The sequence below is a fragment of the Pectobacterium jejuense genome, from assembly GCF_026800125.1.
Taxonomy (GTDB): Bacteria; Pseudomonadota; Gammaproteobacteria; order Enterobacterales; family Enterobacteriaceae; genus Pectobacterium; species Pectobacterium jejuense.
This window is the reverse complement of sequence record NZ_JAPQKX010000011.1, coordinates 71,413-83,941: the sequence shown is the minus strand read 5'-3', so window position 1 is coordinate 83,941 and position 12,529 is coordinate 71,413. Positions and strand designations below refer to the sequence as shown.

The window sequence follows — 12,529 nt, the reverse complement described above, 5'->3', positions numbered from 1 at the left end:
GAGTTAGGATTCCAAACGGGAAGGAACAGACTCGAACAGGTAGCCGTCGAACGCCGGATCGTCCACGTTCGAGATTTCCAGCAGCTTAATTTTTACGTTTTCCAGATGCTGCCACATTGCCTGACGCGCCATGTTCATATCGCGACGAGACACGGCACGCAGGATTTGTTCATGATCGTCCAGCCACTGGCGCTGATAGCTGAAATCGTCGGTATGGGAGTGAATGCCTTGCCACATCGGGCTGCGTTTACGCGCCTGCCACACCTCATACACCATATTGGCTAAGACGCTGTTTTGGGTAGACTGCGCCAGCAGGCAATGGAATTGTTCATCGGCGCTTTCATCCACGCTGCCGTTCTCAAGCGACGCCCGTTCTTGTTCAATGGCCTGCCGCATTTTCACAATGTCGCTCTTGGTCGCCTGCATTGCGGCAAACGCCGCGACTTCGCCTTCCAGCAGCTGACGCGCCTGCATCAGCTCGAAGGGGCCATAGCCGCTGTCCACCACGCTGTCTTTTCCCTGCGCGCTCGGCAACTGCATGACATAAACGCCAGAGCCTTTGCGCACCTCAATCAGTTTTTCCAGCTCCAGCATAATCAGCGCTTCACGCACCACGCTGCGGCTGACGTTGTAGGTTTCAGCAATATCACGCTCGGGAGGCAAGCGGTCGCCAATCTGATAGTTTCCCTTCAGAATTTCCGCGCGAAGATTGTCGCCAATCTGCTGATATAAACGCATACCGCCATCCCTTTATTCAACATCGGCCATCGTAATATTGGCCTGACCAAAAGACAGAAAAAACGCCAGAGTTGTCTGAAGTATAACATGAAGCCATACAGCGCCGCACGTTGAGCAATCTGCATACGAAATGATTTCGGATATAGTGTTGTCAACGCGCCATTATCCCGTTAGCGATCAGATTGATATTGCCAAAAGGCAAGGAGCATAAATGACAATAAGCGTATTCCGGTTCGTTTCGTGGGCAGTCTGGAAACGGGTGATGGCAGGTCTGTTCGTTCTCATCGGCGTACTGTTCATGGTGGGATGCAACAGCAGTCCGCGCGACATCGCGCCATTAGGGCAAACCTCATTCGAGCGTTACCAGCAAGACACTACGCGCTGGGTCGCTGAGCACCGCGCCTTTCAAACCACGGATAAGCAGTTGGAATTACGTTGGAATACGCCCAGTGAAACCCGCCCGCTCGGTAAGCCGCAGAAAGCCATCTTATTGGTGCACGGACTGGGTGATTCACCCGGTTCATTCACTGACATCACCCCGAAATTGGTCGAACAAGGCTTTCTGGTCAGAACTGTACTGTTGCCGGGGCATGGCACCCGCCCCTCAGATCTGTTGCACGTTACCGTAGATGACTGGCGCAACGTGGTCGCCGAGCAGGCGGCCATCCTCAGCAAAGAGGTCGATGAGGTTTATCTGGGCGGTTTCTCCACCGGCGGCAATCTTGTTCTGGAATACGCCTTGCAGCATCCTGAAATCAAAGGGTTAGTGCTGTTCTCCCCCGCAATTAAATCCAACGAAAAATACGCCTTCATGGCCCCGGTGCTGTCCGTGTTTACCGACTGGCTGATGCCGCCGCGCCCTGGCTATCCTCAGCAGTTGGCAACCCGCTATATGCGCGTGCCGACCAACGGCTTCGCCCAATATTATTATTCCAGCAGCGGTGTGCGTTCAGAGCTTGCCAAAAAGCCGTATGACAAACCGGTGCTAATTGTGCTGGCGGAACATGATTCCGTCGTCGATACGACTTATATTGTCGATGCGTTCGATAAACAGTTTACCCACCCACGCAGCCGCCTGATCTGGTATGGCGATCGCCCTGCCGGTATCCATTCCTCACGCGTGTTGGTGCGGACAGGCTCGCTGCCCGACTGGCGCATCAGCCAGTTCTCGCACATGTCGCTCCTGTTCTCACCAGACAATAAGGAATACGGCAAAACCGGCGCGATCGTCATCTGCGCCAACGGCCAACCCCTGAACGATCTGAAAACCTGTCAGGATCGCAGCACGCTGTGGTATTCCGACTGGGGATACGTCGAAAATGGCAAAACCCATGTGCGCCTGACCTTTAACCCCTACTTCGATTGGCAAAATCAGATCATGGCCAACGTACTGGACGCGCAATAGCCTTACCGAAAACGGGGAGTTGTCATCATTTGGTCATCAAGGGCGGGTATTTTGACTTAAAGAAAAATACGCCCAAAGATTAACCATGATCGCCATGCCCGTTCCTTGCGCCCGACCACTCCTCCGGGGTACACCGGTGGCGCGAGATCTTTGCATTCCTTTGCCGGACGTTTCTCCAGACACCGACAATGCCACCGTATTGCAGTTGTTCAGTAAGAATAAAGAATGGGTCAGCCTGCCTGTCGTTGAGGATGGGCGCCCTTTCGGCCTTATCAACCGCCATATTTTTCTCTCGCAGATGTCCCGGCCTTTTTATCGCGAGCTGTACGATAAAAAGAGCTGCATCGCGTTTATGGATAAAAATCCGCTGATTGTTGATGCGCTGGCGTCGTTGAACGACGTCGCCGATCAAACGGTGATTACCGGTGATAAGTCGCTGACGGACGGCTTTATGATCACCGAGAACGGGCGTTATATCGGTATCGGATTAGGCATCGATCTGATCAAGGCCGTCTCCGATATGCACCTGCGCCAGCATCAGCAGATTATGCAGAGCATCGAATATGCCAGCGTGATTCAGACAGCGATGCTGACAACATCAACACAGGCGATGTCCCGCACGCTTGCCGACTGGTGTTTAGCCTGGGAACCGCGAGACTGTGTCGGCGGCGACTGTTATGCCTTTAAAACCTATCAAAATGGCTGGCTTGCCGCCGTTGCGGACTGTACCGGACACGGCGTACCTGGCGCATTCATGACCTTGATTTTCTCTTCTGCACTGGAACAGGCGCTGACACAGCACGGTCCGATGCTGCCAGCGCAGCTATTACAGGCAATCAACCGTCATATCAAAGATACGTTGGGGCAGCGTGACGAAGCGCGTCAGCTTTCTACCTCTAACGACGGCTGCGACGCGATGCTGGTGTTCTGTGATATGACGCGAAACACGCTGACGTTTGCCGGCGCGCGCATGCCTGCCTTCATGCTGCACCGCCAGACCGGACAACTGACACCACTCAAGTGCGATCGTATGGGAATCGGCTACACCGAAACGCCTTATGACTACCAGTGGTCGAGTTATGAATTACCGCTTCACGATAACGATATGTTTTTCACCACCACGGATGGCTTGACGGATCAAATCGGCGGGGAACGCCGGATTATGTTTGGTAAACGCCGCCTACAGGAGTACCTCCAGCACCATCAACACCAGCCGATGCGCGAACTGGCTAACCAGCTCCTGTCGGCACACAAGATCTACCAGGGCGATCAGACCCGACGAGACGATTTAACATTTTGGGGCTTCCGACATTGTTCGACTTTTGTTTAATCAGGCAGACAGAATGATGCCAAACATCAAATACACTGAATTTTTTTCGCCCTCACACCAGCATGACATCACGCTGTATTACGTGGGCTATTTTTCACAAAACATCATCAGTTCACTGGCCGAAACCATGCGGCTACAGCTGGAGAAAAAGCAGCTTCCTGCCGGCATCCGTCGCCGACTGTTTTCTACCTTCGTCGAAATGGTGCAGAACATTACCCGCTATTCCGCTGCACCGTTAACCGCGCTCGATCAGCCCGTCGAAGTCCGTCATGGTTCCGTGTGTCTGGGTTACGAAAATGGGAAATACTTCCTGTTGTGCGCCAACCCGATACACCCCGACGATGTCGAGACGCTGCGCGGACGTCTTGAACCGCTGCGTGGTATGACGCTTAATGAAATCCGACTCGCCTACAAAGTCTCTCTGCGTGATGAAACCCCGTCATCAAGCAAAGGCGCGGATATGGGGCTATTGACCGTCGCGCGTGATGCCAGTGAGCCACTCCAGTTTACGTTTCGGGCCGATGCATCAACGGGGCTATCTACGTTTTATCTGAAGGCAATCATTTGACATGAAAAATATAACAACCCTAAGCAACCTCCATATTTCGGGGACATCCTGTACCCCGACGGTTGATTTTCACTTTGACACACACCGTCTTTATCTTTCCGGCGAATCTTATCCTGAGAACGCCGCGGCGTTTTATCGCCCGCTGCTCACCGAGATTGAGGCGTATCTGCACGCGTTAACAACCTACGCGGAAACGATGCCGCCGGATGAAGCGCTGCCGAGCATCGAAATTCACGTTTCCCTGATTTATTTCAACAGTTCCAGCACCAAGATGCTGTTCAGTTTATTCAACCTGCTGAATCAGGCGGCTGAACAGACGCTCTCGATTGCGCTGTATTGGTATTACGACAAAGACGACGATATTGCGGAAGAATTTGGTGAAGAGCTTCACATCGATTTCCCTGCCCTGACCTTTCACAGCACAATTTTGAGTGATAATCATGAGCACAATTGAATTGTTTACACCGGAATACGACATTCTGCTCGCCGCGCGCAACATCGCTAACCAGCAGGAAAGGCCAGCCGAAGTCTATCGCGACACGCTGCTGGCATTAACCGACCACTATCAGCGGCTGGTACGCGAGTCGCACCGCCTGATTTCACGCAGCGACCGGGCGGAGAAAGAGCTGAACCGTCTGAACGCGCAGCTCAATCAGCTGGCAGTCGAACTGGAATACAAAGCCAGCCACGATCCGCTGACCAGCGTGTATAACCGTGGCGCGATTATTGAACGCATTAACCACGCGCTGGAGCGCAATCAGGCCGCGCTCATCGTGCTGGATATCGATCACTTCAAGCAGGTGAATGATACCTATGGTCACCCAACCGGCGACGCCGTGATCTGCGATCTGGTCTCACGCGTGCAGCAGGTGCTGAATACCACGAGCAGCATTGGTCGTGTCGGCGGTGAAGAGTTCACCATCCTGCTGGAAGGGCACACGCTCATGCAGGCCGTTTCGCTCGCCAGCCGCCTGCATCAGGATCTCAACAGAATGCCGCTCAGCGTGCTGCCGCAACAGCGCGTTACCGCCAGCTTTGGCGTCAGTTGGGCTCCACAGAAAACCCGTTTCGATGCGCTCTACGGTGCCGCGGATGCCGCGCTCTATCAGGCCAAGGAAAAAGGCAGAAATCGCGTGGAATTTCAGTAAGTCGCAGGCTGGGCGATTGCCGTCGCCCTGACTCACGACCATAATAGGGGGTATCGGCTTCTCCGAGACAGATTTCCCTATGCGATTCGATTTAACCGATCTCCGGCTGTTTCTCAATATTCAGAAAGCAGGCAGCATTACCGGTGGCGCAGCGGCGTCCAGCCTGACCGTGCAGGCCGCCAGCGAGCGAATCCGGGGAATGGAAGATGAGCTTGGCGTACCGCTGCTGCTGCGCTCAAAGGCAGGCGTCTCGCTCACCGACGCAGGCTTTTCGCTGGCGCACCATGCCCACATTATCCTGCGTCAGGTAGAACATATGCGCAGCGAATTACACCAATACAGCAAAGGGCTGCGCGGTCATATTCCGCTGCTGTGCAACTCTGCGGCGCTGAATGAATATTTGCCTGCCCTGCTGGGCCGCTATCTGGTGGTCTGCCCGCAGATATCCGTCGCAGTGAATGAAAAACTCAGTCGCGATATCGTCAGCGCTATTCGTAATCAAACCGCCGACCTCGGCATTGTGGCCGATTCCGTGCCGCTCGACGGGCTGGAAACGCGCCCGTTTCGTCAGGACGAACTGGTGGTTGTCGTTCCCCGTGACAGCATCTGGTCTGACGCACAGCAGCTCACCTTTTCCGCCATTGCCGACGCAGAATTTATCGGGCTTAGCGAAGGCGCAGCCTTGCAGGAACACATCGACGAACACGCCAAAAGGCTGGGGAAGCGACTGAATTACCGCGTGCGTCTTGCCAGCTTCGATGCCGTCACGCAGGTGATTCACAGCGGTATCGGCATTGGTATTCTTCCACGACATGCCGCACAGCGCATGATGGAAGGCCTGGCGATTCGCACGATCCCGCTGTCAGACGATTGGGCGACGCGTAATCTGGTGGTCTGCGCCCGCCAGTTTTCCGCACTGCCCGGCTATGTTCAGGATTTCGTGACGTTTATGACGACAGAGAACGCAGCTGGTTAAAGCAGCCCGCGTGCCGCCATGTATCCGCCCAGTGCTATCAACCCGATGAAAAAGCAGCGCCGGAAAACCAGTTCGCTAATCGCGTGGCGCAGGCGTTGCCCCATCATCATGCCCAGCAGCGCAGGGATCAGCGCCAGCACCGATTGCCAGAGATCGATGCCCTGTAGCCCGACGCCCTGCATCAGCTGTAGCGCCAACCCCAGCGTGGAGACGGTAAACGCCAGCCCGAGCGCCTGCACCAGATCGTTTTTATTAAGCCGCAGGCATTGCAGGTAAGGCACGGCGGGAATCACGAAGACGCCCGTTGCCGCTGTGATAGCGCCGGTGATGTAGCCCACCAGCGGCGACAGCCAGATTTCATGACGTCCCGGCTGCGGCAAAGTCGTCGCCATGATTCCCCACAGGCCGTAAACCACCAAAATGCCGCCGAGCGCCGCGCTCGTCCATGACGATGACGAGGTTAGCGCCGGCAGACCATTCCAGAACGTCCCAATAATGATCCCAGCAAACAGCGTCCAAAACCGTTTAATCAGGCTAAGAAAGGCGGGGCCACAGGCGAGCTGCCAGATGTTGGTCACTAGCGAAGGAACAATCAGGAGTCCTGCCGCACTGGCGGCGGGCATCACCAACGTTAACAGACCCATCGCGATCGTTGGTAATCCCAGGCCAATCACGCCTTTCACCACGCCAGCCAGCAGGAACACCACCATCATCGTCGTCATTTATCACCTCGGTTTGCAACGTCATAGGAAGAACCCTATGCAGGGATAGTCCAACGAGGTCGCTGTTGGTGTCTATGCGGATTGTATTGAAGGTGATTCAGGGAAAATTGGAGGCAAAGGGAGGATCAGTAGGAGTGAGATTTTCGACAGTCCTTTGAGTCACATCTTTATGCAGGTTCAGAGATCGTTTCGTGCGCCACAATACCGTTATTCTCATGCTACTTCGTCGCACGCGCCCGACATAGGGGGCTCAAACACCAGCCCCCTATGAACCCCTGCTTTTGGCTAAATTATGTCGCTACGCGATGCCATCGGTGTTCATGACCGCTAATCGAGCCACCAGTGACGCGTTCCCGACGCGGCACTGGCTTTCGCGGCATCCATGCCGCTCACTCGGCGGTCATGCCCACCGCTGCATAATTTTTACGCCAGATAACGGCCAGACCCGATGGCATCCTTACATTGTGTATAAGGAGCTGCACTTGCGAAAGAGAAGACGGATACAGCAACACAGTACCCGCAAATATCTTAGCGAGCGCGGCCTACAGCTTCGCCTAGCTGCCACACAGCCATCGCGTAGTGCGTGCTGTGGTTGTAGCGCGTGATGGTGTAGAAGTTCGGTAATCCGTACCAGTATTGGTAACCCGTGCCGATGTCCAGCCGCAGCAGGCTGGCTTCACTGTATCCCGCCAGCGAATGCTGTGGCGTTAATCCCGCGGCCTGTAGTTCCGTGAGCGAGTAGCGGGTATTAAAACCGTTCGGGAGCAGCGGAGCCTGACCGTTTGCCTGCACCGCCACTGGCGCGCCTTTCACCCACCCGTGTGCTTTGAAGTAATTAGCTACGCTGCCAATCGCGTCCACCGGATCCCACAAGTTGGTATGTCCGTTGCCGTCGAAATCCACCGCGTAGTTCTTGAAGGATGACGGCATAAACTGCCCATAGCCCATCGCGCCCGCGTAAGAACCGCGTAGGCTGAGCGGGTCGTTGCCTTCTTTACGCGCCATCAGCAGGAAAGTTTCCAGCTCGCCCGTAAAGTAATCGGCACGTCGCGGGTAATCAAACGCCAGCGTTGCCAAGGCATCAATGATGCGTGTTTTCCCCATCACCCTGCCCCAGCGAGTTTCAACGCCAATAATGCCGACGATGATCTCAGGCGGGACGCCGTAAATGTTCTGAGCGCGCTGTAGCGCATCCTGATATTGATTCCAGAACGCCACGCCGTTCTGCACGTTGTCTGGCGTAATAAACTGATTGCGGTAACGGTTCCAGGCGCCGTTCGGCCCTGAAGGCGGGCGCGATGTCGGGGCCTGTTTATCCATCAGACGGATCACCCAATCCAGACTTTTCGCCTGAACCAGCACATCATGCAGTTGCTGGCGGTTAAAGCCATGCTCCAGCACCATTTTATCGACAAACCGTGCGGTAGCCGGGTTAGTCGCAAAATCACCGCCTAGCGGATGAACATTGTGTGCGGGTTCAAGCAGGAAGCCACCTTTAAAAGGATTACCTGAAGGCGCTTCTGCGGGAGGAGGGGCCGGCTGACTGCTACAGGCCGAGAGCAAAACGAGCAGAGGGAGAAAACGAGCCAAATGACGCATCAGATATCCGTATAGCCAGGTAAGGAATCAATACAGGCTATGGTAAAGGATTGTCTGATGTGAAAAAACCAGCCAGAGGTGAAAAAATGCAGCGCGCCGCTCAAATAGAAGACCGACGCGCGCGCTATCACATCCGAATCAGTTTTTCTTCACAAACTCGGACTTCAACTTCATCGGGCCGAAACCATCGATTTTACAATCAATATTGTGATCGCCTTCGACCAGACGAATGCCCTTCACGCGGGTACCGATTTTCAGCGGCGTTGAGCTGCCTTTTACTTTCAGGTCTTTAATGACCGTTACTGTATCGCCATCCGCCAGCAGATTGCCGTTAGCATCTTTCACCACTAAAGCGTCATCCTGCGCTGGCGTATCGCCTGCCGCCGACCACTCATTTCCGCATTCTGGGCAGTTAAGCATTTCGCCCTCTTGCCAGGTATATTCAGAACTGCATTTTGGACAATGAGGTAACTGTTGCATGATAAACTCCTGAAAAATTCACAATAAAAAAGTAATAAATATCATTAGGTAACTACCATATTTTCGATATTTTACCCTTTTATGCGTATTTTTGATAGTGAAGCCGCGTTTATCGTGACTTTACGACGCATTCGACACGGTTTCACCTTTTTCCGCCAGAAACGTAATCAGTGCTTCTTGCGTTAGCGCTTTGGAATACAGCCAGCCCTGCGCATAAGCGACGCCAAGGCTTTTCAGATAGGCTTCCTGAATCGGCGTCTCAATCCCTTCGGCAACAATATGCAGATTAAGGCAGTGTGCCATGCTGACAATATGAGACAGTACAATATCGGTCGGTGAATGGTCACTAATATTCCCAACAAAGGACTTGTCGATTTTAAGCTTATTGGCTTTTACCCGCTCAAGATACGACAGCCCCGAATAGCCGGTACCAAAATCATCAATGGCGACATCAATGCCTTGTTGTTGATACAGCTCCACCATCGGTGCTGCTTTCTGGGGTTCAATCATGGATGATTCGGTTAATTCGACATTAACATTGGCACCATCGAGATCGTATATGGCAATCTGCTCCACGAGATAATTGAAAACGGACATATCCTCAAATTCGGCCGCCTCAAGATTAATAGAGACAAACATGTCAGGATCACTTTTCTTCAGTACACTGGCTGTTTGTAGCGCCTCATTAATGACGAACAAGGTTAACTCTTTCATCAACCCAACCTGACGAATCATGGGAATAAAAGAGTCTGGCGTAATCAGGTTACCGTCCGAATGACGCCAGCGAATCAGCGCTTCACATCCCACGACCTGAGCGGTATCCAATTTAATAATCGGCTGATAATGCAATTCAAACTCTTTTTGCCTTAGCGCCTGCTTGAGAACATAGAGCGGGCTCTGAATGGTCAGCGACTTTCTGGAGATAAGGATGGACAGAATCAGGGAAAGCAGCAGAAAAATAGGCAACGCAGAGAAAAAAATCTTCAGATAAAATGAGAGGGATGTGGATTGTTCCGCACTCACTACCAAAGCAAGATCGCTATCCGGTATCGGTTTCAAAACGTAGTATTTATCGCCAATATAAAACTTATCAGGGTTATTATCCCCGACGACCAGACGAGAATAAATATCATCACTCATTAAATCCGATAGAATAACGCGTCCATCTCCCTTATTTTTTTCCAGCAATGCGTATTGGATATTATAGCTGTAGGAAGGAATATCCAGAAATGAACGCGGATTCAACACCACAAGATGACGCGTTGCGCCAACATAAATCATCGGCTTATTTCTATTCAGCGGACTTTCAATTTTGTACCAAATATTATAGCTATTTTTATAGTGAAAATCGGGCGATGGAAGAAACATCCCCTTAATTTCGCTCATCATAGAAGAACAGCGGAGGCGATTCCCATCGATATAAACCACATCCTGAATATAATCATTGTCGTAAGCGATCTTACGCAGTAAACCTAAATGCAAATCATCACAATAAGGTGGGAATTTTTTTTCTAAAATATCGAGTGCGGAGGTCGCCTGTAGAATGATTTTCCCAGCATGTTCAACCGTGACGTTAGAAAAATCATCCACTTCGTTTTCAAACTGTCTGAGCGTAAACGTTGAATAAACCGCAAGCACCAACGCAAAAAGAGAAGCCAGAATAAAAAGCAGGCTGGAAGATAATAAGAAAAAATTCTTCTTAAAATAGAGCGTTTGAAAATAGGCTAGCAGGCTTTTTTTCATAGGAGCGACGCATCATCATTATGAGAAATCCAACATAGCACACAACCCTTCTCGACAATGTATCGATATCTCAAATAACTCTGATTTTAAGACGCCCGTAACCGTCGGATTCCGCAGCGCTTCTCGGGCAAAGGCAGCATCGCTATTTGCTTTTCTATTTGCCTTCCTATTTACCTTAAAAAACAGCCAGTTGCTTTCTATCACTTTTTTCTTATCGCTGCCGGCCTGTGATTTAATTGTAATGAGAACCATTATCATATTAACATAGCGCCCTATTATTGACCGTCGATACGTTTTTTCTATTTCTGCCCATGATAGCTGACCACGCCACTCCCTCTGCTGAACTGACGCTCGAATCACTCTATGGTTCGCATCACGGCTGGCTGAAGCACTGGCTGACGGGCAAGCTCCAATCCTCTTTTGATGCCGATGACATTGCTCAGGATACTTTCCTGCGTGTGATGAACGGCGAGTCGCTGACCGCAATCCGCGATCCTAAATCGTTTCTGTGTACCGTTGCAAAGCGCGTGATGGTCGATCTCTTTCGCCGCAATGCGCTGGAGAAAGCCTATCTGGATAGGCTGGCGCAGTTACCGGAGGCGCTTGCGCCCTCACCGGAGATCCAGCAACAGCAGCTTGAGACGCTCCAGCAGGTGGATCTCATGCTCGATGGCCTGAGCCACAAAGCACGACAGGCATTTTTGCTTTCCCAGCTTGACGGCATGGCCTACGGCGAGATCGCTACGCGACTAAATGTCTCCGTCAGCTCCGTCAAAAAGTACGTTGCCAAGGCCACCGAGCATTGCCTGCTGTTCCGTTTGGAGCACGGTCTGTGAGCCTCCCGCTGACCGATTCCCAGCGTCAGGCCCTGCGCTCCGCCTCACATTGGTATGCGGTACTGAGCGACGAACGCGTGAGCCCCCAGCAAACTGAGAAATGGCAGCAGTGGTATGAGCAAAATCGGGATCACCAGTGGGCCTGGTCTCAGGTAGAAAACCTGCGTAGCCAGATGAACGTCGTGCCCGGCAACGTCGCCCACCGCGCCCTTCAGGATACGCAGCTTACCCGTCGCAGAGTGATGAAAGGCCTGTTGCTGCTGTTAGGCGTTGGCGGCGGGTGGCAGCTTTGGCGCTCCGACACCGGAACGGGCCTGCGAGCCGATTACACCACGGCGAAAGGTGCAATCCGTCAGCAACGTCTGGAAGACGGAACGCTGCTTTCGCTGAACACCGACAGCGCCGTTGATGTTCGCTTCGATCCACAGCAACGGCGTATTCACCTCTGGTACGGCGAAATCGCGATTACCACAGGACGGGATGCCAACAGTCGACCTTTCTACGTGCAGACACGACACGGGCAGTTGACCGCACTTGGCACTGAATTTACGGTCCGTCAGGAAGCCGACAGCACGCTACTGAGCGTGCAACATCATGCGGTGAAAGTCGTACTGGCAGAAGATCCGACCCAAGAGCGTATCGTACGGCAGGGAGAAAGCCTGCGCTTCAGCGCGCGGGATCTGGGTGAAATCCAATCCGCAGAAGAGGAAGACAGCAACTGGGCGCAGGGCATTCTCAGTTTCAGCAATAAGCCGCTCGGCGACGTGATAGCGACGCTATCTCGCTATCGCCACGGCGTGCTGCGCTGTAGTCCAGAGGTCGCGACACTGCGCTTAAGCGGCACCTTCCCGCTAAAAAATACCGATACGGTGTTACAGGTTATCGAAAAAACACTTCCTGTTAAGATTCAGTACATTACCCGTTACTGGGTCAATATCCTTCCAGCAAACTAAACGATAACGAAAAAAATTATCATTCTTGATT

At 52.7% G+C, this 12,529-nt stretch carries 13 protein-coding genes; 8 read left to right on the top strand and 5 right to left on the bottom strand.

The window, feature by feature from the left end; all coding sequences use genetic code 11:
- Positions 1–3 precede the first annotated feature (3 nt).
- On the bottom strand, positions 4–738 hold the full coding sequence (locus NXT09_RS18745; protein WP_233955531.1) for an FCD domain-containing protein: 735 nt from the start codon (positions 736–738) through the stop codon (positions 4–6).
- 211 nt (positions 739–949) lie between these two features.
- Here NXT09_RS18745 and NXT09_RS18740 point away from each other — a divergent pair, with 211 nt between their 5' ends.
- The 6 genes from NXT09_RS18740 to NXT09_RS18715 all read left to right on the top strand — a co-directional run bounded on the left by NXT09_RS18740 (position 950) and on the right by NXT09_RS18715 (position 6,165).
- On the top strand, positions 950–2,143 hold the full coding sequence (locus NXT09_RS18740) for an alpha/beta hydrolase (RefSeq protein WP_268580844.1): 1,194 nt from the start codon (positions 950–952) through the stop codon (positions 2,141–2,143).
- Between the two features lie 85 nt (positions 2,144–2,228).
- The gene (locus NXT09_RS18735) at positions 2,229–3,473 is read left to right on the top strand and encodes a SpoIIE family protein phosphatase (protein ID WP_268580843.1); all 1,245 of its coding nucleotides are present in this window, start codon (positions 2,229–2,231) and stop codon (positions 3,471–3,473) included.
- Positions 3,474–3,486: 13 nt separating this feature from the next.
- Positions 3,487–4,041 carry a SiaB family protein kinase gene (locus NXT09_RS18730; protein ID WP_268580842.1) on the top strand — a complete coding sequence of 185 codons (555 nt, stop codon included), beginning with the start codon at positions 3,487–3,489 and terminating at the stop codon, positions 4,039–4,041.
- A 1-nt stretch (position 4,042) separates the two neighbouring features.
- Positions 4,043–4,495, top strand: coding sequence for a DUF1987 domain-containing protein (locus tag NXT09_RS18725; protein ID WP_268580841.1), 453 nt, complete (start codon positions 4,043–4,045; stop codon positions 4,493–4,495).
- Positions 4,482–5,189: a GGDEF domain-containing protein gene (locus NXT09_RS18720; RefSeq protein WP_044206571.1), complete on the top strand. Its 708-nt coding sequence runs from the start codon at positions 4,482–4,484 to the stop codon at positions 5,187–5,189. The genes NXT09_RS18725 and NXT09_RS18720 overlap by 14 nt, the downstream gene beginning before the upstream one ends.
- A 79-nt stretch (positions 5,190–5,268) precedes the next feature.
- Positions 5,269–6,165 carry a LysR family transcriptional regulator gene (locus NXT09_RS18715; RefSeq protein ID WP_268580840.1) on the top strand — a complete coding sequence of 299 codons (897 nt, stop codon included), beginning with the start codon at positions 5,269–5,271 and terminating at the stop codon, positions 6,163–6,165.
- Here NXT09_RS18715 and NXT09_RS18710 read toward each other — a convergent pair.
- From NXT09_RS18710 to NXT09_RS18695, 4 genes are all read right to left on the bottom strand, one after another.
- Entirely contained in the window at positions 6,162–6,887 is a 726-nt protein-coding gene (locus NXT09_RS18710) for a sulfite exporter TauE/SafE family protein (protein ID WP_268580839.1), read from the bottom strand. The two genes, NXT09_RS18715 and NXT09_RS18710, sit on opposite strands and share 4 nt — an antisense overlap.
- 528 nt (positions 6,888–7,415) lie before the next feature.
- On the bottom strand, positions 7,416–8,486 hold the full coding sequence (mltB, locus tag NXT09_RS18705) for a lytic murein transglycosylase B (RefSeq protein ID WP_240584717.1): 1,071 nt from the start codon (positions 8,484–8,486) through the stop codon (positions 7,416–7,418).
- A 138-nt stretch (positions 8,487–8,624) separates the two neighbouring features.
- Entirely contained in the window at positions 8,625–8,966 is a 342-nt protein-coding gene (locus NXT09_RS18700) for a zinc ribbon domain-containing protein YjdM (RefSeq protein WP_268580838.1), read from the bottom strand.
- 120 nt (positions 8,967–9,086) lie between these two features.
- Entirely contained in the window at positions 9,087–10,709 is a 1,623-nt protein-coding gene (locus tag NXT09_RS18695; protein ID WP_268580837.1) for an EAL domain-containing protein, read from the bottom strand.
- 314 nt (positions 10,710–11,023) lie between these two features.
- Between NXT09_RS18695 and fecI the strand changes: the two genes are divergently transcribed.
- Positions 11,024–11,545 (top strand): ferric citrate uptake sigma factor FecI, encoded by a 522-nt coding sequence (gene fecI / locus NXT09_RS18690; protein ID WP_205553257.1) that lies wholly within the window; start codon positions 11,024–11,026, stop codon positions 11,543–11,545.
- Complete coding sequence (gene fecR / locus NXT09_RS18685) at positions 11,542–12,498, top strand: ferric citrate uptake sigma factor regulator FecR (RefSeq protein ID WP_268580836.1); 957 nt, start codon at positions 11,542–11,544, stop codon at positions 12,496–12,498. The genes fecI and fecR overlap by 4 nt, the downstream gene beginning before the upstream one ends.
- The last annotated feature ends 31 nt before the right edge of the window (positions 12,499–12,529 follow it).